The sequence below is a fragment of the Lysobacter sp. 22409 genome, assembly GCF_052045105.1.
GTDB lineage: Bacteria > Pseudomonadota > Gammaproteobacteria > Xanthomonadales > Xanthomonadaceae > Lysobacter > Lysobacter antibioticus_B.
In genome coordinates this window covers 34,602-58,642 of the sequence record NZ_JBQEOE010000035.1, presented here as the reverse complement: position 1 = coordinate 58,642, position 24,041 = coordinate 34,602, and the positions used below count along the sequence as shown (strand labels likewise).

Genomic DNA, 24,041 nt, shown 5'->3' with positions numbered 1-24,041 from the left:
ACACCCGACAGGTCCGCAATGAACCCGATCCGCCGCCGCTGGCTGGGCGCCTTGTGCACGCTCGCCGCGGTTTTCGCGGCCGCTTCGGCGCACGCCGCGCCGAAGCCCGAGACTGCACCGATCACGGTGTTCGCCGCCGCCAGCCTCAAGGAATCGCTCGACGAAGCCGCGGCCGCGTACACCCGGGCCAGCGGGCAATCGGTGCGGGTGTCCTATGCCGCCAGTTCCGCCCTCGCCCGCCAGATCGAACAGGGCGCGCCGGCCGACGTCTTCCTCTCGGCCGACCAGGACTGGATGGACTACCTGCAGCAACGCAAGCTCATCGACGCCGGCAGCCGCCGCAATCTGCTCGGCAACCGCCTGGTGCTGATCGCCGCCCAGGCCAGTAGCGCCCAACCGGTCGCGCTCAAGCCCGGCGTCGACCTGCGGCCGCTGCTCGGCGACGGTCGCATCGCCCTGGCCCTGACCGGCAGCGTGCCGGCCGGCAAGTACGCACGCGCGGCGTTCACCTCGCTCGGCGTCTGGACCGCGCTGCAGCCCAAGGTCGCCGAGGCCGAGAACGTGCGCGCCGCGCTGATGCTGGTCGCGCGTGGCGAGGCCCCGCTCGGCGTGGTCTACGCCAGCGACGCCCGCGCCGAACCGAAGGTGCGCGTGTTGGCGACCTTCCCGGCCGACAGCCATCCGCCGATCGTGTACCCGGTCGCCCGCGTGAGCGGCAGCCGGCAGCCGCGTGCGGCGGTGTTCGCGCAGTGGCTGAAGAGCCCGGCCGCGGCGGCCATCTTCCGCCGCCACAGTTTCGCGACCCTGGACTGACCGCGCGACGATGTTCGACTTCAGCCCGGCCGAACTGACCGCGATCGCGCTCAGCCTCAAGGTCGCCACGGTCGCGACCCTGGGCAGTCTGCCGCTCGGCATCGCGATGGGCTGGCTGCTGGCGCGCACCCGTTTCCCCGGCAAGCTGTTGTTCGACACCTTGCTGTACCTGCCGCTGGTGTTGCCGCCGGTGGTCACCGGCTACGCCTTGTTGATCCTGTTCGGCGCCCAAGGCGCGGTCGGGCGTTTCCTGTCGGACTACTTCCACTTCAGCTTCGCCTTCCGCTGGACCGGCGCCGCCCTGGCCAGCGCGATCATGGGGTTTCCGTTGATGGTGCGGGCGATCCGCCTGTCGATCGAAGCGGTCGACCGCCGCCTCGAACAGGCCGCCTCGACCCTCGGCGCGAACCGCTGGCGGGTGTTCTTCGGCGTGACCCTGCCGCTGGCCTGGCCCGGGCTGGTCGCCGGTGCGGTGCTGTCGTTCGCCAAGGCGCTCGGCGAGTTCGGCGCCACCATCACCTTCGTGTCCAACATCCCCGGCGAAACCCAGACCCTGTCGTCGGCGATCTACGGGCTGATGCAGGTGCCCGACGGCGAGTCCGGCGTGCTGCGGCTGGCCCTGGTCGCGGTGGCGATTTCGTTCGCCGCGGTGTTCGCCTCGGAGTGGCTGGTGCAACGCCAGCGACGCGAGACCCATCGATGACCGAGACCAAGCCCGATCGCGACCGTAGCGCGGGCGATCCGCCCATGGACGACATCCACGTCCTCGATTTCAGCCTGCGCCGCGGCAGCTTCGAACGCAGCGTGAGCATTCGCAGCCGCCATCGGGTGATCGCCCTGGTCGGCGAATCCGGCGCCGGCAAGACCTCGCTGCTGTATGCGGTGGCCGGGCTGCTGCGGCCGCAACGCGGCCGCATCGAGATCGCCGGCCGCTGCCTGTTCGACAGCGAACGCGGCATCGACGTACCGGCGCATCGCCGCCGCATCGGCTACGTGTTCCAGGATGCGCGCCTGTTTCCGCACCTCAACGTGCGCCGCAACCTGCTGTACGGCCTGCACGGCGAAGCGCGGCACTCGCCGCGCTTCGCCTTCGAGGCCATCGTCGACTTGCTCGGCATCGCGCCCTTGCTCGAGCGCGATACCGCCGGCCTGTCCGGCGGCGAAAGCCAGCGCGTCGCCCTGGGGCGCGCGCTCTTGTCCCAGCCGCACATCCTGTTGCTGGACGAGCCGCTTTCGATGCTGGACATGAACCGCCGCGACGAACTGTTACCTTATCTGCAGCGGGTACGCGACGAGATCGCCTTGCCGATGATCTACGTCAGTCACTATCCCGAGGAAGTACGACGCATCGCCGACGAGGTGCACACCGTCGGTGCCTGAGCGCGTCGGTTGCGCAAGCCTGGCGCGCAGCGTTCGGAGGAACGCTTCGAATCGACGGCGATGCCGTCAGCGCTTGACGTCGACCGGAACGAAGGTGACCGACCGGCCCTGGAACACCGGCTTCATGCCCGAACTGCCGGCGACGAGCTCCAGGGCACTGCGCGCCGGTATGCGATCGGCCTGCAGGCTGACGCCCTTGCCGCTGTCGTCGAGCACCTGCGGATTGGTCAGGATCAGGCCGGCCTGGGTGGCGATGCGACCGGCGACTTCGCGCGGCATTTCATCCCTCGCCGCGAGGGAGACCATCGGTTCGCCGGGCACCGAGTGCAAATAGACCGATTCGGTCTTCGGCGCGTCGGCGGGTTGGCCGGCCCATACGCCGAAACCGGCGGCAGAGGCGACCAGGGCGAGCACAACTACGCCGATTGCGACCCGCTTCGGCGCAGGCAAAGGTTGCTTGAGCATGAGAATTCTCTCCTTCAAAGGATGGGCTTGCGCCCAGTGGCATGCCAACGGCGAAGGGTTCGCCGCCAGCAGGGTTTTCAACATCGCTTCGCCGTAGGTACGCCGCGAGCGGGGATGCCGGGCGAGCACGCGCAGATCGCAGGCCAGCTCCTGGTCGTGGCGGAAACGGCGCACGGCGTAATGCAGCAGGGGGTTGAACCAATAAACGCAACGCAACAGAACGACGAAGGCATTGACGTGCAGATCGCCGCGCCGGATGTGGCTGCGTTCGTGGGTGCGGATCAAGGCCTGCTGTTCGATCGAGTAGCGCGTGTCGAAATCGCGCTGCACCACGATGCGCGGCCGCAACAGGCCGAGCGCCGCCGGCAACCCGAGGATCGCTTCGGCTTGATAGAGGCCGTCCTCGCGGCGCGCGACGCGGCCAAGCCCGCGTTGGAAACGCCGTTGCTGGCCTAAGGTCGCTACGGCCATGACGATGGCGCCTGCAAGCCAGACGGCGAGCAGCCAAGGCATCGGGTCGAAATCGGACGACGCGGCCGCCTGCATCGACGGCGGCGGGATCGGTGCGGCGCTTGCGCCGGCGACCACCGCAGGCAATCTGTGCCCTGCCGTCGGCAGCAACACCGCGATCATCAGCAGCGGCACCAGTGCCCAGGCGGCATAGCCGATCGCGGCACCGAAAGCGCGGCGCAGCGGCAGGCGCGCGGCCAACACGAACAACACCGCCAGACTCGTCGCCACCGTGGTTTCGATCAGCCAGGTCGTCCATTCCGTACCCATGATCATGAGTCGCTCTCCAAACCGCCGGGGATTGCCGTTGCGTTCACGGCGCCGCATCTTGATGCGACACGCCTGCCAGCGACGTCAGTGCGCGTCATCGTCGAGCTCGTCGAGCAATTTGCGCAGATCGGCGATGTCCTTGCGGCTGAGCTTGCGCTGCTCGCTGAAGTGCGCGACTAGGGGCGCGACGCGGCCGTCGAACAAACGGTCCAGCAGGCTGCGGCTCTCGCCCATCACCCAGTCCTCGCGCTTGAGCACCGGCGCGTACAGATAACGGCGGCCGTCCTTGTCGGCGCGCACGGCCCCCTTGTTCAACAGCCGGTTGAGCAGGGTCTTGATCGTCGCTTCCTGCCAGTGCTGACTGTCGGCGAGCGCGGCAATGACCTCTTCGGCCGACTGCGGATGGCGGCGCCACAACACGTCCATGACGAGAGATTCGGCTTCGCTGATCTGCATCGTTTACATCCGTAATTTTTATTTAGATTACGCCTGTAAACGCTACTGTCAAGCCCGCCCTCGGCGGAATGCGATACTGCTCGCATGACCGCTCCCGCCCGCTTCGATTCCCTCGACGACGCCGTCGCTTTCCTCTACGAACGGCTGCCCGGCCCACTGCATGTCGGTGCCCCGCTCGGCCTGGGCAAGCCGCATCGGCTGCTCAATGCGCTGTACGCCCGGGCCGAACGCGAAACCGCGCGTCCGCTGCATCTGTACACGGCGCTGTCGCTGGATCCGCCAGGAGCCGGCAAGGGTTTGGAGGGGCGTTTCGTCGGTCCGTTCGCGCAGCGCCATTTCGGCGACGACTTCCCGCGCCTGCGCTATGTGCAGGCGCTCAAGCGCAACACCCTGCCGGCGCATATCGAGATCGAAGAGTTCTATCTGCAATCGGGCGCGCTGCTCAACGCCGTCGCCGCCCAGCGCCGTTACGCCAGCCTCAACTACACCCACGTCGCACGCGCTCTGGCCGACCGCGGCGTCAATGCCATCGTGCAGAAGGTCGCGGCCGAGCCCGGCGGCGATCGCCTGTCCTTGTCGTGCAACACCGACCTGACCTGCGATGCGGTCGACGCGATCGTCGCCCGCGGCCTGCCGCGGCCGGTGCTGATCGCCGAAGTCGATCCGCAACTGCCCTGGCTCGGCGGCAGCGCCGCCGTCGACCCCGGCTTTTTCGACGCGGTGGTGACTCCGGCTGGTCCGCACCCGAAGCTGTTCGGGCTGCCCCGGCAGCCGGTCGCCGACGCCGACTATGCGATCGGCTTCTACGCCAGCACCCTGGTGCGCGACGGCGGCACCCTGCAGATCGGCATCGGCACCCTGGCCGATGCGCTGTGCCATGCGCTGGCGCTGCGGCAGACCGACAATGCGGCGTACTTGCGGGTGGTGAAGGCGCTGGGGGTCGAGGTGGACGAAGCGGGTGCGCCGGTTGGGCGAACCGCTTTCAGTGCCAATGACCTGAGCTTGGGGCGTAACGCGATGGCGCCAGTTGCGCCGCTTGGACCATTTAGCACTGGGCTTTTTGGCTGTTCCGAGATGATCAACGAAGGGTTTCGGCGTCTCGTCGAAGTCGGCGTAATCAAGCGCAAGGTCGTCGACGACCTGGAGCTCATGCGCCGGCTCGACGACGGCAGCGCAAGCCCCGCAGACCACGCGCGGCTCGAAGACGAAGGCGAATTCCTGCAGGGCGGCTTCTATCTGGGCTCGCCGGACTTCTACCAGTGGCTGCGCACCTTGTCGGACGAGCAACGGCGCGGCATCGGCATGCGCCGGATCAGCGAGGTCAACGAACTCTACGGCGGCAACGAGACACTCGAACGCCTACAACGCCGCGATGCGCGTTTCTTCAACAGCTGCATGATGGCGACCGCGCTCGGTGCGGCAGTCTCGGACACGCTCGACGACGGCCGTGTCGTGTCCGGCGTGGGCGGCCAATACAACTTCGTCGCCATGGCGCATGCGTTGCCGAACGCGCGCTCGGTGTTGATGCTGCGCTCGACCCGCGAAAGCGCCGGCACGGTGCGCTCCAACGTGGTCTGGAACTACGCCCAGGCCACCATTCCGCGCCATCTGCGCGACGTCTACATCACCGAATACGGCATCGCCCACCTGCGCGGCAAGACCGACGAGGACTGCATCGAGGCGATGTGCGCGATCGCCGACACGCGCTTCGCCGGCGCCCTGCGCGAAGCCGCACGCGCCTCCGGCAAGCTGGCGCCGGGCGCGGCGGAGCCGGCGTCGAGCGCACGCGGCGGCGCCAACACCCCGGAACGTTTGCGCGACCTGCTCGCCCCGTTCCGCGCCGACGGCACCCTGCCCGACTATCCGCTCGGCAGCGACTTCACCGAAGTCGAACAACGCCTCGTCAAGGCGCTAGGCCTGTTGAAGGCCAGTACGACCACGCGCGCGGGCACCGCCCGCACCGTGCTGCGGGCCTTGTTCTCCCGGCCCGGCCACGACCGCGAGGCCATGCAACGGATGGACCTGGTACGACCGGCCGGCCTCGGCGACAAGCTGCAGGCGCGACTGCTGTCGTGGGCGCTGGCACAAGACGGGCAAGGCTGAGCCGGCTTCGGCGAGCACAGTGTCCCCTGTCAACGAATCGAAGCGCTGCGAACCCGAAGCCCGCCCCTGTTCGTTGCCGTTGCCGTTGCCGTTGCCGTTGCCGTTGCCGTTGCCGTTGCCGTTGCCGTGGAGATTTTGCTCTTGCTGTGGCTGTGCGTCGCTTGGCACTAGCGACGGCTAAAAAAGACCCGGAGGGCGGCGCGCAAGGATGCGCGCCGTTTTTCATCGGGACAGGGATGTCCCGTATGAAAAATCCCTGCGGAAGCACCGCTCGCGCGGGCCCTTGATTCAAAGAGAAGCATTTTTCTTTGGTTACCTTTCTTTTGTTGCTTATGACAAAAGAAAGTAACCCGCCGCTTTAGTGGCGGAAGCTTTTAGCGTTTGATCTTGATCTTGCTTCAGCGTTGCGCCGCAAACTTGAAAGGACGCGGTCGCGGCTCGCGCCGCTCCTACCCCGGCGAAAGCACGCCGCGTCGATGAATGACATCGGCCTTGGGGCCTCTGCGCGTCCCGCGGTCGCGGCTCATGACCGAAGGAAATCCAGTAGGACGCCGCTCCTACAGGAGAAGGATTCGCAAGGCTCCGCTCTTCAAGCAAGAGCCGACCCTCAGTAGGCCCCCTGCGTCTCGCCCGCGGGCGCCCGCTTACGCGCCGATACGCGAGCGAACAGCCGATGCCCGAGGCGGATGCCCGGTTTCTCGACGAAGCGATAGGTCAACCACGCGGCCGGAATCGCCAGCGCCAAACTGATCGCCGCACAGCCGGCATACGCCGCTCCCGGCGGAAGGTGCTCGTACGACCGTGCGAACACGCCATACAAGAGCGACACCACAAACGGATGCACGAGATAAAGCGAGTAGCTGATCGTACCCAGGAAACAGGTCGCACGATTCACCAGCAGCCGATTATTTGCCAGCAACAGGCCGAGCAGCATCGCGCCGTAGAACACGGCGCTCTGGTTCCAACCGCTCAACCCAGGCACCGGCGGCAGCATCCGATAGAACAATAAGGCGCTGCCGATCATGCCGACCAACAACAGAGCAACGCCGAGCGGTCGGCGAATGCGCACGGGCTTGTCGCGCAGGCATAACCAGAGCTGAAACAGGACGCAGCCCCAGGCCAATACCAGCCAATGCGTCAAAGCCAGCAGCAAGGGCGCGATGCGGAACCACCGGTTCAGATAAAAACTGCGCAAGGCCACGCCCGATGCGGCATGGCGCGTCCGGGTCAGGGACAACGAAAACGCACTCATGACGAAGAACAGGGCGACACGGGTGACCGCCCATCGACGAACGGCAGGAGCGCCGCTGGCACGGCGAGATCGGGATCGGCCATCGCCATGACGTGATAGATCACCACATACAAGGCGGCCAGTCCGCAGCGCATCCAACTGGGGCAAGCGGGACTGCAGCGGCTCGGTGTCGAGGTCTTGTGCCATGCCATGTCATGGCCTCGGCAGCTAAGGAAGGACTCGGTCGCCGGCGCGATCCGCCGCAGGGCGTCATCCGACTCGGTTCCGGATCGGCCCTGAGCCTCGTCATGGGTTGGTGCGACCGCCGGAGCGTCGTCGCACCTTGCCTTGCAGGCCCACGCCGCCGAGCGGCGGCGCGGCCTGCCGGGACCGGTCAGGCCAGGTTCTTGACCGCCGACACCACGCGCTCGACGGTGAAGCCGAAGTGCGGGAACAGGGCCTCGGCCGGGGCCGAGGCACCGAAGCCGTCGATGCCGATCACGTCGCCGTCCAGGCCGACATACTTGCGCCAGAAGCCGGTGACGCCGGCCTCGATCGCAACGCGCTTGCGCACCGCATTGGGCAGCACCGACTCACGGTACTCGAAGGGCTGGCGGTCGAACACGTCGCTCGACGGCATCGACACCACGCGCACCTTGAGGCCTTCGGCGCTAAGCACGTCGGCAGCCTGGGTGGCGAGGCCGACTTCGGAACCGGTCGCGATCAGGATCGCGTCCGGGGTGCCGTCGCTGTCGCGCAGCACGTAGCCGCCGAGCGCGATCTGCTTGACCTGCTCGTCGTTGCGCGGCTGATGCATCAGGTTCTGACGCGAGAAGATCAGGCAGCTCGGGCCGTCCTTGCGCTCGATCGCCGCGCGCCACGACACCGCCGACTCGACCGCGTCGCAGGGACGCCAGACGTCGTTGTCGGGGATGTAGCGCAGCGAAGCCAGATGCTCGACCGGCTGGTGGGTCGGGCCGTCTTCGCCGAGACCGATCGAATCGTGGGTGTAGACGTGGATCGCGTGCGCGCCCATCAGCGCGCTCATGCGCACGGCGTTGCGGGCGTAGTCGCTGAACACCAGGAAGGTGGCGTCGTAGGGGATGAAACCGCCGTGCAACTGCAGACCGTTGCTGATCGCGGTCATCGCGAATTCGCGCACGCCGTAATAGATGTAGTTGGCGTTGGGGTCGTCGGTCGCGACCGACTTGCTGCCCTTCCACAGGGTCAGGTTGGAATGCGCCAGGTCGGCGGAACCGCCGATCAGTTCCGGCAGCAGCGGCGCGAAGGTCTCGATCGCCATCTGCGAGGCCTTGCGCGAGGCGATGGTCGGGCCGTCGGCCTGCAGTTTAGCGATGTAGGCGTTGGCCTGGGCGAGGAAGTCGTCGGGCAGCTCGCCGTGCGAACGGCGGGTCAGCTCGGCGGCCTCGTCGGGATAACGCGCGGCATAGGCGTCGAACAGACGATTCCACTGGTCCTCGCGGACCAGGCCGGTGCTGCGCGAACGCCAGCCGTCGTAGATGCTTTCGGGAATCTCGAAGTCGCCGTACGGCCATTCCAGCGCGGCGCGGGTCGCGGCAATCTCGTCCTTGCCCAGCGGCGCGCCGTGCGAGGATTCCTTGCCGGCCTTGGCCGGCGAGCCGAAGCCGATGGTGGTGCGGCAGCAGATCAGGGTCGGCTTGTCGTCGTGCTTGAGCGCGGTGTCGATGGCGGTCTTGATCTCGACCGCGTCGTGACCGTTGACGTTGCGGATCACGCGCCAACCGTAGGCCTCGAAGCGGGCCGGGGTGTCGTCGGTGAACCAGCCGTCGGTGTTGCCGTCGATGGAGATCTTGTTGTCATCCCAGAACGCGACCAGCTTGCCCAGGCCCCAGGTGCCGGCGAGCGAGGCGGCTTCGTGCGAGATGCCTTCCATCAGGCAGCCGTCGCCCATGAACACCCAGGTGCGGTGATCGACGATGCTCAGCTCGGGGCGGTTGAAACGCTGTGCGAGCAGCTTCTCGCCGAGCGCCATGCCGACCGCGTTGGCCAGGCCCTGGCCGAGCGGACCGGTGGTGGTCTCCACGCCCGGAGTCATGAAGTTTTCCGGGTGGCCGGGGGTCTTGGACTCGAGCTGGCGGAAGCGCTTGAGGTCTTCGATCGACAGGTCGTAGCCGGACAGGTGCAGCAGTGCGTACTGCAGCATCGAACCGTGACCATTGGACAAGATGAAGCGGTCGCGGTTGAACCACTTCGGATTGTTCGGGTTGTGGGTCAGGTAGTCGTTCCAGAGCACCTCGGCGATGTCGGCCATGCCCATCGGCATGCCCGGATGACCGGAGTTGGCGGCCTGCACCGCGTCGATGGCGAGGAAACGAATGGCGTTGGCAAGGTCGCGGCGGCTGTGCGTCGTCATGGGAGTCTGCATGCTGGGGGCTTGGAAGCCGCTCCCGACGGGACCGGCGAAGAGCCGCCATTGTCCCATCCCGGCGCCGCCGTGTCGCCCCGAACCACTGGCCGAAAGCCGCACGCCGGGCTTGCAAATGCGCGGAAAACCGCGCTGGGCCTGCTCTGAGGGCAGGATCGGCACGCTCGCCACAAGCGATCGGTGCGCTAGGCCACGAAGCCCGCAGGGCCGATCGTGCCGACGGTCGCGCAAGCCCTTGCGCAAACGAAAAACCCGCCGTTCAGGCGGGTTTTCGTGCGCTCGGGCAGCGGCCTCAGTCCGCCAGGCTTTCGGCCGGCGGATCGGCGACGCCGCGCGACACCATCGCCGCGATGGCGATGTCGCCGGTGACGTTGAGCGTGGTCCGGCACATGTCGAGGAAGTGATTGACGCCGAGGATCAGGCCGATACCCTCGGCCGGCACGCCGACCATGGCGCAGATCATCGCCACCACCGGCAGCGAGCCCGAGGGCACGCCGGCGGTGCCGATGCCGCCCAGGATGCACACCAGCATCACCATCACCTGCTGGCCCAGGCTCAGGTCGACGCCGAAGAACTGGGCCAGGAAGATCACCGTGACGCCTTCGAACAAGGCGGTGCCGTTCTGGTTGGCGGTCGCGCCGACGGTCAACACGAAGCGCGACACCCGACGCGGCAAGTGCAGCTCGTCTTCGGCCACGCGCAACGCAGTCGGCAGGGTGGCGTTGCTCGACGCGGTCGAGAATGCCAGCACCATCGCTTCCTGTACGCCCTTGAAGAACTCCATCGGCGAGCGGCCGCCGATGAACTTCAGGGCCAGCGAATAGACCACGAACAGATGGATGGCGAGCGCAGCGACCACCACCGCGACGTACTTGGCGAGCTTGAACAACAGGTCCCAGCCGAACGCCGAAGCCAGGTTGAACATGAAACAGAACACCGCGTACGGCGCCAGCTTGATGACCAGGCCGATCAGGGTCATGGAGATGTCGAACAGGCCCTGGATGCCTTCGCGCAGAGTGTCCACGGCCTTGGAGCGGGTCAGCACCATGCCCACGCCGATCATCAGGGCGAAGAACATCACCGCGAGGATGGCGTCGTCGGCGGCGGCCTGGATGACGTTGCTGGGCACGATCGAGACCAGCATCTGAATGCCCTTGGGCGCATTGGCGCTGCCCTGGACGATGCTCTGCGCGCGCTCGGCGTTCTCGCTCATCAACAACTGGGCCTGGGCCGGGTCGACGCCGGCGCCGGGCTGAAACAGGTTGACCATGACCAGGCCGAGGATCACCGCCAGCGCCGACATCAGTACGGTCAGGCCGAGCGTGCGCCAACCCACACGGCCGAACGAACGGATGTCGCCCATCTCGCTCACGCCCATGACCAGCGCCGAGAACAGCAGCGGGATCACCAACATGAAGATCAGGCGCAGGAAGATTTCGCCGGCCGGGCCGGTGACGGTTTCGGTGAGCAGCTTGAGCAGCGGGCGGCACTGCCAGGCGATGTCGGCGCCGGCCGTGGTGGCCGGACAGACCTGGCCGGCCAGTTGCGCGTAGGTGACGCTGCCGATGCCGGCGGCGTAGACGATCAGGCCGAGGACGAGGCCCGCGAGGAAGCCGATCGCCATCTTCCAATGCAACGGCAGCGGCTTGCGCGCGTTAAGGTTTTCGCTCATGAATCCGGCCTGGCCCAAACAGCGGGCAGGATACACCAGGGGCTTGCGGCGGCCTCGCTGCGTCGCAGCCATACCGGCCGAGGCCGGCGGAGCACGCGTCGGCGGGCGGAGCGGCGATCGCGGCGCCCGCTCAGGGCGCCGGCCGGCTTAGGAGGGCTCGTTCGAGCATGGCTCGCTCGAACATGCCTCGCTCAAGCAGGGCTCGCTCAGGACGGCTTGCGCGGGGGATACAGCGGCGGCAACGGTGACGCTGCCGTCTGCTCCGCCTCGTGCCACGACGGCCCCTGGGCGAAGGCCTGACGCAGTTGCGCACGCGCGGCGACGCCGTCGCCCCCGCCCCAGCGCGCGCGGCGCAGGGCCTGTACCGCCTCGCGCTGGGCCGGATCGGCCAGGCGCTCGACCAGTTCGTCGTCGTCGGCCGCCGGCGGATGCGCCAGCGAACGCAGCACGGTCGCGATGTGGTCGAAATCGGCCAGATCGATCATCTGGCGCAAAGCCGGCACGTTGACCGGCACGCGTTTCACCGCAACGCTGGCCTCCGCAGTGGCCTCGGCGCCCGGTTTCGGCAGCAAGCTGGCCGGATGGCTGCGCAGATGCAAGGCCCAGACCAAGGTCGCCAACCACAGCGCCGCGAACAGCAGCGCCGCCAAGGCCCAAGCGCTGGAGATGCCGCCCGCGGGCGCGGCGCCGACAGCCGCTCCCGCCGCACCGGCCGGCAAGGCATCGGCGAGGGTCGTGGCCGCCCCTGCGGCACCCGCAGCCGCAGGAGCCGCGGCGGCCGCACCGCCCGCCGCCGCGATCGTCCACGACAGCGGCGGCAGCGCGCTGCTGCGCGGCTTGCCGGTGGCGACGTCCCACCACTCCATGCGCAGGCCGTCGAGCCGGGTCGGGCCGGTGCGCGAGGGCACCAGCGAGAACTTGCGCGTCAGCTTCACCCGAGGGCGGCCGTCGGCGAAACCGTCGTCGGCCTGGACCGGCTCGGGAAACACTTGCACGCCGTCGATCGGCGGCAGTTCCAGCCCGGGCAACTGCGCCGCGTTGGCGCCGTCGACCGTCGCCTCGACCACCAGGGTCGCCGCGCTGCCGACTCGCAGTTCCTGCGGCGTGGAGCGATAACGCAGGTTCAGGTCGTGCAAGGGCAGCCACGGCTGCGGCGCGTCGGCCGGCAGCGCCTGCACGTTCAGATTGCGCGGCCGGGCGCGCGCGCGCAGTTCGTCGCCGCTGCCGCCCATGATCTGGTCGATGAAGCTCGGCGCGCTGCGCCCCTCGAACAGCGCCGCCGGCACGCTGAGCGCGCCGCTGCGTTCGGGCACCAGCAGGAAACGCCGTTCGACCACGGTGTAGCGGCGTCCGGCGATATCGCGGCTGTACTGCGCGTCGTCGCCGACCCGCATCAACGACGCGCCCTCCGGCACCGGCTGGTCGATCTTGCCGGCCAGCAAGGGCACCGCCGCGTACAGGCGCACCACCCAGCCCACTGCCTGTTGCACGTAGGGGCTGAGGTCGTCGGCCTCGCTCTCGATGAAGACGTCGCCGCCCGCGCCCTGCGGCGCGCTGGCCGGTTCGCCCAGCACTTCCAACTCCAGGGGCTGGGTGCGCTCGCTGCCGACTTGCAGCGCCGCAATCGCGATGCGGCCGCTGCGGCGCGGCTGCAGCAGCACCGAGAATTGGCTGCGCACGGCCAGGCCGTTCTTGCCCGGCACCATCTCGCTGTTGCTGCGGCTGGCGCTCAACACGAAATCGCTGCGCAGCGGAGCGAAGTCGGGACTGTTGCCGAGCGAGCCGGTGGTCTCGACGTTCAAGGTCACCGTTTCGCCGGCATTGATGCGCTCGCGGTCGAGCCAGGCGCGCGTTTGCGCGAACGCGCCCGTGCTGAGCGTCGCCAGCAACAACCACAACCCAAGTTGGCCCATCCATCGCGACATCGGTTTCAATCCCCTCGCAGCGCTTCCATCTGGCGCCGCTCGTATTCGATCTTGAACTTCTCGCGCAGCAGGCCGCCCGGATCGTCGGGGACGCGCTTGAGCCAGGCTTCGTTGGCGAGCCGGCGTTCGCGCTCGGCCGGTGTTTCCTGCCCGGGCTTGCGCCCGGCGGCGGGCTGTTGCGCAGGGTCCTTGCCCTGGCGCGCGAGTTCGCGTTGCATGCGTTCGCGCTGGGCCGCATCGGCCTTGCGCTGGGCTTCGCGGTCGGACGGCTTGGATTCGCCACCGGGCTTCGGCTGGGATTGGGCGGGGTCGCCGGAGTCCTGCGAGGGCTTGGGCGGCACGGGCTTCGGCGACGCCGGCGACTGCTGCGGTTGCCCGCCCTGCTGCCCCCCCTTCTGCGAATCCTGGCCTTGGCTGTCGTTCTGGCCGTTCTTGCCGTCTTGCGATTTCGAGTTTTTGCCGTCGCCGCCGCCCTTCGGCGGCGGCGGGCGCTTCATCGCCGCTGCGACTGCGCGCTTGTTGGCCAGGGCGTCGGCCATGTCGGGCTGCAGCTTGAGCGCGCGATCGTAGGCCGCGATGGCGTCCGGATAACGCCCCTGGCGCGCCAGCGCGTTGCCGAGGTTGTACTGCGCATCGGCGCCTTGCGCGCGCTGATAGAGCTCGCCGGCACGCTCGAACTCGCCCTTGCGATAGGCCTGGGTGCCTTCGCGCATGCGTTCGTGCGCGGCCTGGTCCGGGCGCTGCCACAGGCCCTGCGCTTGCGCCGGCTGCATCGCCGGCCAGCACAGGCAGACCAGCACGACCGAGGCCACGCCGCTGCGACGGCGGAACGCGAACAAGGCCAGCAGCATCAACAGCGGCAACAGCCAATAGCCGTTGTCTTCGCGGGCCAGGCTCTTCTCGCCGCGCGCGCTGCCGGCCTCGGTCACCTCCGGCGCCAGCAACCGCAGCGTCTGCAAGTCTTCATCGCCGCGGCCGATGCTCGCGTAACGACCCTCGCCGTCGGCGGCGAGTGCGCGCAGCGAATCGGCATCCAGCTTGACGTTGACGATGCTGCCGTCGGGACGCTGGAACGGGGTCGCGGTTTCGCCGCCCAGGCCCAGTACCGAGACGCGATAACCGCGATCGGCGGCCTGCGCCGCGGCGCGGCGCGCGGCCGCGTCGGCGCGATCGGTCATCAACACGATTTCGCCACGTTCGAAACCGGCCTGGGCGAGCAGGCGCGCGGACCATTCGACGGCACGGTCGCTACGCTGGCCGTCGCCCGGCATGACATCGGGCGACAGCGCATCCAGGAACACCGCGACGTTGCGCGCGTCGTCGGTCAGCGGTGCCACCGTATAGGCATCGTCGGCGTATACGACCAAGCCGACCTGTCCGCCATCGCGCAGCTTCAACAGAGTCGCGAGCTTGGCTCGCGCCTGCGCCAGCCGCGTCGGCGGCAGGTCGCCGGCCAGGGTCCGGCTCGACAGGTCCAGCGCGATCACCAAGGGCGTGCTGCCCTGCCACAAGGGTTGCTCGCTCTGGCGCCAGCTCGGCCCGCTCAGGGCCAGCACCGCCAGCGCATAGGCGAACAACGCCGTCGCCGCGGCGAAACGCGAACGACGGCCGTCGCGGCCGTCGAGCAGATGCGGCAGCAGATGCGGATCGACCGCGCTGCGCCACACGCTGCTGCGATTGCGGCGACGGCGCCACACCCACGCCAACAACGGCAGCGCCAGCAAGGCCCACAGCCAATGCGGACGCAAGAACTGCAAGGGCGCCAGATTCTGCAGCCACAGCGACGGGTTCATGCCAGCCTCCGTCGCGGCCACGCGAAGGCCAACAGGGCCAGGGCGAACGCGGCCGCCAACGGCCAGACATAGCGTTCGATGCGTGGCCGCACCGCTTTGCCGGGGCGCTGCACCGGTTCGATGCGGTCGATCTCGGCGTAGATGCCGGCCAACTCGGCGGTGTCGCGGGCGCGGAAGAAACGCCCGCCGGTGGTCTGGGCGATGGCGCGCAACGAGGTTTCGTCGAGCGGATCGCCGCCCGGCACCGCGATCTTGAAACCGAACAGAGACAAGGAACCGTCGCCGCCGAAGGCGATGGTGTGGATGCGCACTTGATGATCGCGCGCGAGCTCGGCGGCCTTGTTCGGATCGAGCGCACCGGCGGTATTGACGCCGTCGGTCAGCAGGATCAGTACGCGCTGGCCGGAAGGCTGCTCGCGCAGACGCTTGACCGCCAGGCCGACCGCGTCGCCGATCGCGGTTTCCTGCCCGGCCAGGCCGACCACACTGTCCTTGAGCTGGTCGCGCACGGTGTCGCGGTCCAGGGTCAAAGGCGTAAGCACGTAAGCTCGGCGACCGAACACGATCAGGCCGATGCGATCGCCGACGCGGCGATCGAGAAAGTCGGCGAGTACCGCCTTGGCGGCGGTGAGGCGGTCCACCGGCGCATCGTTCAGGGCCATGTCCGGCTCACTCATGCTGCCCGACAGGTCGAGGGCGAGCATCATGTCGCGACCGGCCTGCGGCGGCTGCACCGCTTCGCCGAGCTGCTGCGGGCGCGCCGCGGCGATGCACAACAAGGCCCAGGCCAGCCACAGCAGCCAACCCGCACTGCCGCCGCGCAGGCTGCGTCCGCCGACGGCGGCGATCGCATCCAGGCGCTCGCCGAACGGCACCTTGAGTGCGGCCGAAGCATCGCGCGCGGCCGGCAACAGCCAACGCGCAAACAAAGGCAACGGCAAGGCCAACAGCCACCAGGGCCAGGCGAACAACTCGCGCCAATCGCTGAGCAAGGACATCAACGCGCCCCCATCCAGCGCAGGAAGCGTCGCCTGGCGAGTTCGCGCAAGGCCGCGACCTGGGCCGCATCGGCCTCGCGCCGATAGCCGCCGTCGAGCAACAGGCGCCCGGGGCCGTCGACGAAGTCGCTGCGCTTGCTGCCGCGATCGAGGAACTCCAGCCACTGCTCGCCCTGCAGGCGATCGGCCTCGCGATCGTGGCGACGCGCGGCGCGACGCAACAGCTCCGACATCGCCGCGACTTCGGCCGCTGGCGTGGCGACGGCTTCGAGTGCCTGATCGAAGACCCGCGCGATGTCGCGCCGCCGCCGTTGCCGGCGACGCTGCCAGAGATATACCGACAGCGCGACGATCGCGACCACGGCGATCAGCATCCACCAGCCCGGCGCCAGCGGCCACAGGGACGGCGCATCCGGTTGGTGGACATCGCGCAGCGGCAAGGTCGCATCCATCACGCCACCAACGGCCGCGAACGGCCCAACAGCGGCAACCACGATTCGCTCGGCGCCTCGGTCGACAAGGCCTGCACGCGCACGCCGCGCGCCGGCAGTTTCTCCAGCGCGACCTGTACCGGCGCGACGAACTGATCGTGCCAACGCTTGCGTTGCGCATCGATGCCGAGATCGAGTTCGACCCGCTGGCCATCGCGGCTGAACGGCAACGCCGTCTGCGGCGGCTCGGTTTCGATCGGATCGGTCAGCAGCAGCACGATCACTTCATGATGTTGGGCGAGCACCGGCCAGCGGCGCTGCGGCAAGGCCGCGATGCTGGCCGGGTCGGCGAGGACGATCAAGCGCGAACCCGGCCGCAACAAGCGCGCGGCGTGATCGAGCGCGACCTCGAGGCCGGCATCGTCGGCCGGCGGCTGCGCATACCAGCGCACCATCGCATCGAGCACGCGCAAGGCGCCGCGCGGGCCCGAAGCCGGCGTCACCGGCGGTTCGCGCAGACTGCCGCGCAGCGCGGCGATGCGGTCGCCGTCGCGCGCCGCGGCCCATGCCGCGACCGCACCCGCGCGCGCCGCCTGCACCGACTTGAAGCGTACGCGGGTACCGAAATACAGCGAAGGCGCGGTGTCGGCGACGATCAAGGTCAAGCGCTCGCGCTCGGCCTGGAACAATTTGGTATGCGCGCGGCCGGTACGCGCGGTCAGGCGCCAATCGATATGACGTGCATCGTCGCCGTGCGAATACTCTCGCGACTCCGCATATTCCATGCCGCGCCCGCGCAACGGCGACAAGGCCTGCCCGCTGACGCCGTGACGGCCCAGGCGCGCGCTGCGGCGCCCGCTGACCGCCGCGCGCAGCGCGACCAGTTCCGCCAGCCCCGGAACGATGCCTTCGCTCATCGGCCCATTCCGCTTGCGCGCATGTCGCCGTTACGAATCCCGGATCCCGATTCGCGCATCGCGGCGCTCAAGGCAACGGCACCTTCTTGAGCAATTCCCCGAGCAGGCGGTCGCCGTCCCAGCCTTCGGCGGTGGCCTCGTAGCTCGGCAGGATGCGGTGACGCAGCACTTCCGGAGCGATCGCACGCACGTCGTCGGGGGTGACGAAATCGCGGCCTGCGAGCCAGGCATGCGCGCGGGCGCAACGCTCCAGCGCGATCGAACCGCGCGGGCTGGCGCCCCAGGCGATGCGTCGCGCCAGCGCCGCGTCGTAGCGCGCGGCGTCGCGCGAAGCCAGCACGATTTCGATCAGGTAACGCTCGACCGCCGGCGCCACATGCAGGTCGAGCACGGCCGCGCGCGCGGCGAACACGTCGGCCTGCGGCATCTTCTCGACCGGCGTGGTCGCGGTTTGCAAGGTCTGGCGGGCGCGTTCGCGGGCCAGGCGCAGGATCTCGGTTTCCGCGGCGGCTTCCGGATAGCCGATGCGCACATGCATCAGGAAGCGGTCGAGCTGCGCTTCCGGCAAGGGGAAGGTGCCCTCCTGCTCGATCGGGTTCTGCGTCGCCATGACCAGGAACAACGGCGGCAAGGCATAGGTCGCACGGCCGACCGTGACCTGGCGCTCGCCCATGGCCTCGAGCAGCGCCGACTGGACTTTGGCCGGCGCGCGGTTGATTTCGTCGGCAAGCAGGATCGGGTGGAAGATCGGCCCGGCCTGGAACTCGAACCTGCCCTCCTGCGGGCGCCAGACTTCGGTGCCGGTCAAATCGGCCGGCAGCAGGTCGGGCGTGAACTGGACGCGGGCGAAATCGGCTTCCAGGCGTGAGGCCAGGGCACGCACCGCACTGGTCTTGGCCAGACCCGGCGCGCCCTCGACCAGCAGATGGCCGTCGGCGAGCAAGGCGATCAACAGCCGTTCGATCAGTTCGGCCTGACCGACGATCTCCAGCGCGAGCGCATCGCGCAGGGCGCGGAAGGCATCGTGCAGGCGCGCGGTCTCGGCGCCGGCCTGCGCGGGAACGGTGTCACGGGTGCGATCGAGGCTGCTGTCCATCCGGTATCCAATGACGATCGAAGGCGAGATCAGGCCGATTTTGACCGAAGTTCGCCATCGGGGTTCAAAAAGCGCGATTAAGGGTTCGAAACCGCAGCAGCCGCGAACGCGGTTTGGCCGCGTCGAATCCACGCGATGTACGACGCAAGTGCTTGATTGCCGCCGTTTAAAGCCGGCTGCGGCGATCCTCGCGCGACGGTTCGAAGGCGACCGCGGCCGGGTTGCGGTCCCGACCGTCATTCAGCTTGTGCGAACCGCGAGCAGAAATGCAAAGAGGGCCCGAAGGCCCTCTTTGCGATGCGACTGATCTGTCCGCCCGTCCTCGGGTCGGACGCTCGACGCCGTGGATCAGCGCTGGGTCACCTTCATCACCTTGGGGGTGACGAAGATCAGCAGCTCGGCCTTTTCCTTGCTGCGGCTCTTCTTCTTGAACAGATTGCCGAGGAAGGGAATGTCGGCCAGGAACGGCACCTTGGACAGGTCGGTGCGATCGCGGAACTCGTAGACGCCGCCGATCACGACGGTCTGACCGTCTTCGACCAGCACCGCGGTGTTGATGTTGCGCTTGTTGATCTGCGGCACCTGACCGATCGAGGTATCGACGAAGCCCTCGATCTCGTCCTTCTTCACGTTCATGTTGAGGAAGACGCGACCGTCGTTGGTGATGGTCGGGTTGACCTTCATCTCCATCAGCACGTCCTTGAACTGGACGTTCGGGATCGGGATGCTGTTGCCGCCCTGCTGCGGCGAGATCGTCACGTAGCCGACTTCCTGGCCCTGGCTGATCACCGCTTCGCGCTGGTTGCTGGTGACCACACGCGGGTTGGAAACCACTTCGCCGCGACCTTCGGTCTGCATCGCGCTGAACTCCATGTCCAGGTTGACCCACTTGCCGAGGATCGTGAAGGCGAGCGCACCGGCCGGATTGGCGATGCCAACATTGCTGTTGAGGCTGGCCGGGAAAAGGAAGGCCGGGTTGGTCAGGGTCTGCAGCAACGAACGGGCCTGGTTGAACAGCGCGGTGGCGCCGGCGGCATCGCCGCGGGCCTGTGCGTCGTTACCGTCGCGGGTCAGTGCCGCGGCCTTGCCTTCGATCAAGCTGTTTTGGGCTGCGGTGTTGCGGTAGTTGTTGATGCTCTCCAGCGTACCGCTGGTGATCACGTCGCCCTTCTGGCCGGAGACGCCGAAACGCGCGCCGAGGTCGCGGGCGAAGCTTTCGGTGGCGATGACGATGCGGGCCTCGATCAGGACCTGGTCGACCGGACGGTCGATGACCCGGATCAGTTCCTTCATCTGCACGACTTTCTTCGGAATGTCGCTGATCATCAAGGTATTGGTGCGCTCGTCGGCGACGAGGCGGCCGCGCGGCGAGAGGAAACCGTTCTCCTGCGTGCCGCCGCTTTCCCCGCCACCACTGCCGCCGCCACTGCCGCCGATGCCCTTGGCCTCGGTCAACGCCTTATAAATCTGCGCGGCGTTGTGGTAGTTGATCTGGATGTATTCGGTGGTCAGGTCGACGCGGTTATCGAGAGCGATGCGCGCGTCTTCGCGGTCCTGCTCGTACTTGGCGACCTCGGCCTGCGGAGCGACCCACACCACGTTGCCGCTGCGGCGCTTGTCCAGGCCCTTGGCCTGCAGGACGATGTCGAGCGCCTGGTCCCACGGCACATTGACCAGGCGCAGGGTGACGTTACCCTGCACGGTATCGGCTGCGACGATGTTGAGGTTGGACTCTTCGGCGACCAACTGCAGCACGGTGCGTACCGGCACGTCCTGGAAGTTGAAGGTCACCGGACGACCGGAGTAGGAACGAACCACGCCGGGCTGAGTGGAGCCCGTGGTGCTGCCCGCTGCGCTCGCCGCCGACTTGGCGCCGGCCGCACCGACCGCGCGATTGCCCACCGCCGCCGTGCGCGGCACGACCTCGACGATATATTCGCGACCGGTCTGGTAGGCCATGGTGTCGTAGGCGCCGCTGGTGTTGAGCACCAACTGGGTCCCGGTGCCGCTGGTGCGCGCTTCGACGCGCTGTACCGGCGTGGCAAAATCGCTGACGTTGAGCGGACGCTGCAACGAAGCGGGGAGTTGCGCATTGCCGACGTTGACCAGGACTTCGGAGCCCTGGTTACGCAGGTCCGGCAGTGCACCGTCGCCGTTGAAACGCACGATCAGCTTGCCGGAGCCGCCGTCGCCGCGCTTGAAGTCGATGTTGGCCACCGAGATCGTGCCCGGCAATTGCTTGCTCGGGTCGTTGCTCGGCGTCGGCGCGACCTGCACCGTGGGCGCCTGGACAGCGGGTGCCGTGGTCGCAGCCGCAGGCGGCGCCGCGTGGACGGCGCTGATGCCAGCCAGCAGGCCGACGACGAGTCCGGCCATGCGCGGACCGGAAGCCATGGGGCGTCGAGCCGACGGCATGGATTTGGCGTTGAGTACGATCATCATGCTATCCCCTAATCATTGATCTTCGAGCGCCACGGAAGCTGGACGTTCCAGCCAACCGCCTGCGCCGTCCGGCACCAGTTCCACCAAGTCGATGCGCTCCTCAGTCACGGCGGTCACACGACCGTCGTTCTGCCCCATGTACGCACCGGGTCGAACACGATAAGTCACTTTGTCGGGCGCCATCACCAGCGCCACCGTACCGCTACCGCGGCCGAGCGTGCCGACCATGTCCAGAGCGTCGAGCGGAAACTGTTCGAGCAACTGCTTGCGCCGCACCTTGTCCGGACGCAGGCCGGAGCCGTCGTCCTCGTCGGTGAAGGCGGTGCTGAACGGATCGCGCAGGTCCTGCGCGGCGTATTCGAAGGTCTCGAACTGCTGCATGACCGGCAACGGATCCAGCGGCGGCGCGGGCTTGGCCTTGACCTCGGCCACCCACTTCTCGAGGTTGGGCGCGTCGCCCGGCGTACTCGAGATGCTGCGGAAGCAGCCGCTGACGAGCAGCGCCATAGCGACGGCGCACAGGGCACCGACGAAAGAACGATTGAGAACGAAGTGCGTACGCATCTCAGCCCTCCTCCTTCTTGTCATTGGCCTTGCCGTCCTTGCCGCTTGCTGCGGCCGCGCCGTCGGCCGGCGGATTCTGCGCAGCCATCTCTTCTTCATCCAGATAGCGATAGGTCTTGACCGTACCGGCCAGTTCCAGCGGGCTGTTCGGCGTGATGCCGCCGACCGCGTCCTTACTGTTTTTACCCTTGGGCTTCAGCGAGATGTCGTGCATGGTCATGATGACCACGCGCGGCAGCGAGGCCACACCACTGACGAAGGCGCCGAACTGATGGTAGGTGCCCACCATGCGCAAGGCGATCGGCTTTTCGGCGTAGAACTCCTTCGGAACTTCGGCGCCGGGCTGGAACAACTCGTTGGAGATGCCGGTAGCGAGCGCGGTCTGCGAGATGTCGACGATCAGGTCGGGCATTTCGGTCTTGCTCGGCAGCTGGCGCAGCATCTGCTGGAGCTGCTGCTCCATCTGCACGAGCTGCTGCTTGAGCGGCTCCAGATTGGCGGCCCGGCCCTGCTTGGTCTCGAAGGTGGTGCGAAGATCGCTCTCTTTACGCTCCAGACCCTCAAGTTCTTCGCGCTTGTCACTGACGAACAGCCACCAGGCCAGGCCGATGATCACTACGCCGACGAGGGCGCAGAAAATGATCTGGGCCTTTCGCGGCCAACCGCCGATGTTGTTGATGTCGAGGTTCTTCATAGAAGCCTTTCTGCTCACGACGCGGCTCCTGTCTTGGTGGGCGCCGACGCGGGCTTGGCCGGCGCGGCAGCAGGCGTAGCGGCTTCAGCAGCCGGCTTGGCCGGCGCGGCGGCCGGTTGCGCGGCACCGGCAGGCGCGGCGGCAGGCGGCGTAGCTGCAGCGGCAGGCGCGGCACCCGCTGGCGCCGTTCCGGCGGTCGCATCGGTAGCCTCGGCCGTAGCGACCGGCGCATCCGGAATGCCGTCGCCGTCCTCGTCCTTGGGCGCGTTCGGATTAGCGAGCGTGACCTGGAGCTTGAACTCGTACGGCAGCCCCTTCTCGTTGCCCTTGGCTTCGATGATGGTCAGGTCGGGCTTGGTCATCCAGCCGGAGGTTTCCAGCGTGCGCATATAGGTACTGACGCGCGCATTGGACTGGGCCCGGCCTTCGAGCGTCAGAATTTCCGCATCCTGCTTGATCGCGGTGAGCACGGCGCCATCGGGGATGGTGCGCACCAGCGAATCGAACAGATGGACCATCTGCGAACGGTTGGACTGCAGCTTTTCGATCACTTCCTTGCGGGCGAGCAGCTTGGCCTTCTTCTTGTCGAGCTCTTCGATCTCGGTGATCTTCTTGTCGACCTCGACGATCTGCGCATCGAGGAAGGCATTACGCTTGCGTTGACCGCTGATTTCGCTGCTGTAGTAGAAAACGATCAGCACCGAAAGCGCGACGGCGACCAGGGCCGACAGGCCGAGGATGGCGCCGAATTCCTTCTGTCGAGCCTTGCGCCGTTCGGCGCGCCACGGGAGCAGGTTGATGCGTGCCATCAGTCGAAGCTCCTCAGGGCCAGTCCGCAGGCGATCATCAGCGCGGGGGCGTCCTGTGCGAGCGCATGCGCCTGGACGCGCGGTCCGAGGGTCATGTGCGCGAGCGGGTTGGCCACCGTGGTCGGGACGCCGAGTTGCTCCTCGACCATCTCGGCGATGCGCGGGATCGAAGCGCCGCCGCCGGCCAGTACGATCTGGTCGACACGGTTGAATTCGCTGCCGGCGTAGAAGAACTGCAACAGACGGCTGACCTGCTGGACCATCGCTTCCTTGAACGGCTCCAGCACCTCGGCCTGGTAGCTCTCGGGCAGCCCGCCCTGGCGCTTGGCCAGACCGGCTTCCTCGTAGCTCAGACCGTAGCGGCGCATGACCTCGTCGGTCAGCTGCTTGCCGCCGAAGACCTGCTCGCGGTGGTACAGGCTGCGGCCGTTACGCAGTACGTTGAGGGTGGTCATGGTCGCGCCGGAGTCGACCAGGGCGACCAGGCCGTCGCGCGGGCTGCTCAAGGTGTCGGCCAGCAGCGCGAAGGCGTTCTCGATCGCGAACGCCTCCACGTCCATGACGCGGGGCGTCAGTCCGCCGAGCTCCAGCGCCGAAGCGCGAACCTCGACATTCTCCGAACGTGACGCCGCGAGCAATACCTGGACCATGTCCGGGCTGCCGGGCATCGGGCCGAGCACCTCGAAGTCGTGGTTCACCTCGTCGATCGGGTACGGCACGTAGTTGGCCGCCTCCAGCTCGATCTGCGACTCCAACTCGTCCCCTTCCAGGTCGTTCGGCATGCCGATCACGCGGGTGATCACCGAGGAACCGGCGACGGCCGCAGCGGCATGCCTGACGCGGGTCCCCGACCTCGCGACCGCACGTTTGATCGCCTCGCCCACCGCCTCGACCTCGACGATGTTCTTCTCCACCACCGCATTCGGCGGCAGCGGTTCCACAGCATAGTGCTCAACGCGGTAGCGATTGCCGACTCGTGAGAGTTGCAACAGCTTCACCGCCGTCGAACTGATGTCCACGCCGACCAATGCCGGCTGGCTTTTCGTGATGAGTCCCACAGTTATC

20 protein-coding genes are annotated in these 24,041 nt (G+C 67.7%); 4 read left to right on the top strand and 16 right to left on the bottom strand.

The features are described 5' to 3' along the window. Positions 1-18 precede the first annotated feature (18 nt). From modA to ACTJJK_RS17145, 3 genes are read left to right on the top strand one after another with little or no spacing between them, the layout of a single operon-like run. The gene (gene modA / locus ACTJJK_RS17155; RefSeq protein ID WP_440730793.1) at positions 19-813 is read left to right on the top strand and encodes a molybdate ABC transporter substrate-binding protein; all 795 of its coding nucleotides are present in this window, start codon (positions 19-21) and stop codon (positions 811-813) included. A gap of 10 nt (positions 814-823) precedes the next feature. Then, positions 824-1,516: a molybdate ABC transporter permease subunit gene (gene modB / locus ACTJJK_RS17150; protein WP_440730792.1), complete on the top strand. Its 693-nt coding sequence runs from the start codon at positions 824-826 to the stop codon at positions 1,514-1,516. A gap of 44 nt (positions 1,517-1,560) precedes the next feature. Continuing rightward, the gene (locus ACTJJK_RS17145) at positions 1,561-2,193 is read left to right on the top strand and encodes a molybdenum ABC transporter ATP-binding protein (protein WP_440730796.1); all 633 of its coding nucleotides are present in this window, start codon (positions 1,561-1,563) and stop codon (positions 2,191-2,193) included. Between the two features lie 66 nt (positions 2,194-2,259). On the opposite strand, the gene ACTJJK_RS17140 is transcribed toward ACTJJK_RS17145, so the two are convergent. Both ACTJJK_RS17140 and ACTJJK_RS17135 read right to left on the bottom strand, forming a co-directional pair. Next, positions 2,260-3,444, bottom strand: coding sequence for a M56 family metallopeptidase (locus ACTJJK_RS17140; protein WP_440730791.1), 1,185 nt, complete (start codon positions 3,442-3,444; stop codon positions 2,260-2,262). Positions 3,445-3,522: 78 nt separating this feature from the next. Continuing rightward, a complete protein-coding gene (locus tag ACTJJK_RS17135) occupies positions 3,523-3,894 on the bottom strand; it encodes a BlaI/MecI/CopY family transcriptional regulator (protein WP_031372614.1) in 372 nt (123 codons plus the stop codon). An 84-nt stretch (positions 3,895-3,978) separates the two neighbouring features. On the opposite strand from ACTJJK_RS17135, the gene ACTJJK_RS17130 reads away from it, so the two are divergent. Continuing rightward, positions 3,979-5,997, top strand: a complete 2,019-nt coding sequence (locus ACTJJK_RS17130) for an acetyl-CoA hydrolase/transferase C-terminal domain-containing protein (RefSeq protein ID WP_440730790.1) — start codon at positions 3,979-3,981, stop codon at positions 5,995-5,997. 607 nt (positions 5,998-6,604) lie between these two features. Here ACTJJK_RS17130 and ACTJJK_RS17125 read toward each other — a convergent pair. From ACTJJK_RS17125 to ACTJJK_RS17060, 14 genes are all read right to left on the bottom strand, one after another. Continuing rightward, on the bottom strand, positions 6,605-7,435 hold the full coding sequence (locus ACTJJK_RS17125; RefSeq protein WP_440730789.1) for an acyltransferase family protein: 831 nt from the start codon (positions 7,433-7,435) through the stop codon (positions 6,605-6,607). 187 nt (positions 7,436-7,622) lie between these two features. Beyond that, positions 7,623-9,623 carry a transketolase gene (gene tkt / locus ACTJJK_RS17120; protein WP_440730788.1) on the bottom strand — a complete coding sequence of 667 codons (2,001 nt, stop codon included), beginning with the start codon at positions 9,621-9,623 and terminating at the stop codon, positions 7,623-7,625. A gap of 304 nt (positions 9,624-9,927) precedes the next feature. After that, the gene (locus ACTJJK_RS17115; RefSeq protein WP_031372618.1) at positions 9,928-11,307 is read right to left on the bottom strand and encodes a dicarboxylate/amino acid:cation symporter; all 1,380 of its coding nucleotides are present in this window, start codon (positions 11,305-11,307) and stop codon (positions 9,928-9,930) included. Between the two features lie 206 nt (positions 11,308-11,513). Then, positions 11,514-13,232, bottom strand: a complete 1,719-nt coding sequence (locus ACTJJK_RS17110) for a BatD family protein (protein WP_031372619.1) — start codon at positions 13,230-13,232, stop codon at positions 11,514-11,516. Positions 13,233-13,237: 5 nt separating this feature from the next. Beyond that, positions 13,238-15,025: a tetratricopeptide repeat protein gene (locus ACTJJK_RS17105; RefSeq protein WP_031372620.1), complete on the bottom strand. Its 1,788-nt coding sequence runs from the start codon at positions 15,023-15,025 to the stop codon at positions 13,238-13,240. Continuing rightward, positions 15,022-16,023, bottom strand: a complete 1,002-nt coding sequence (locus tag ACTJJK_RS17100; RefSeq protein WP_440730787.1) for a vWA domain-containing protein — start codon at positions 16,021-16,023, stop codon at positions 15,022-15,024. Before ACTJJK_RS17100 ends, ACTJJK_RS17105 begins: the two co-directional genes overlap by 4 nt. Continuing rightward, complete coding sequence (locus ACTJJK_RS17095; protein WP_161786129.1) at positions 16,023-16,478, bottom strand: DUF4381 domain-containing protein; 456 nt, start codon at positions 16,476-16,478, stop codon at positions 16,023-16,025. The genes ACTJJK_RS17100 and ACTJJK_RS17095 overlap by 1 nt, the downstream gene beginning before the upstream one ends. Then, complete coding sequence (locus tag ACTJJK_RS17090; RefSeq protein ID WP_031372623.1) at positions 16,475-17,371, bottom strand: DUF58 domain-containing protein; 897 nt, start codon at positions 17,369-17,371, stop codon at positions 16,475-16,477. Before ACTJJK_RS17090 ends, ACTJJK_RS17095 begins: the two co-directional genes overlap by 4 nt. A 67-nt stretch (positions 17,372-17,438) precedes the next feature. Continuing rightward, positions 17,439-18,467, bottom strand: a complete 1,029-nt coding sequence (locus ACTJJK_RS17085; RefSeq protein WP_031372624.1) for an AAA family ATPase — start codon at positions 18,465-18,467, stop codon at positions 17,439-17,441. Between the two features lie 348 nt (positions 18,468-18,815). After that, positions 18,816-20,906 carry a type IV pilus secretin PilQ gene (locus ACTJJK_RS17080; protein WP_430536914.1) on the bottom strand — a complete coding sequence of 697 codons (2,091 nt, stop codon included), beginning with the start codon at positions 20,904-20,906 and terminating at the stop codon, positions 18,816-18,818. A gap of 15 nt (positions 20,907-20,921) precedes the next feature. Next, complete coding sequence (locus tag ACTJJK_RS17075) at positions 20,922-21,416, bottom strand: pilus assembly protein PilP (protein ID WP_051885112.1); 495 nt, start codon at positions 21,414-21,416, stop codon at positions 20,922-20,924. 58 nt (positions 21,417-21,474) lie between these two features. Further along, the gene (locus ACTJJK_RS17070) at positions 21,475-22,185 is read right to left on the bottom strand and encodes a type 4a pilus biogenesis protein PilO (protein ID WP_031372627.1); all 711 of its coding nucleotides are present in this window, start codon (positions 22,183-22,185) and stop codon (positions 21,475-21,477) included. Further along, positions 22,182-22,976 carry a PilN domain-containing protein gene (locus ACTJJK_RS17065; RefSeq protein WP_031372628.1) on the bottom strand — a complete coding sequence of 265 codons (795 nt, stop codon included), beginning with the start codon at positions 22,974-22,976 and terminating at the stop codon, positions 22,182-22,184. Before ACTJJK_RS17065 ends, ACTJJK_RS17070 begins: the two co-directional genes overlap by 4 nt. Then, positions 22,976-24,034 (bottom strand): pilus assembly protein PilM, encoded by a 1,059-nt coding sequence (locus tag ACTJJK_RS17060; RefSeq protein ID WP_031372629.1) that lies wholly within the window; start codon positions 24,032-24,034, stop codon positions 22,976-22,978. Before ACTJJK_RS17060 ends, ACTJJK_RS17065 begins: the two co-directional genes overlap by 1 nt. Positions 24,035-24,041: the final 7 nt, after the last annotated feature.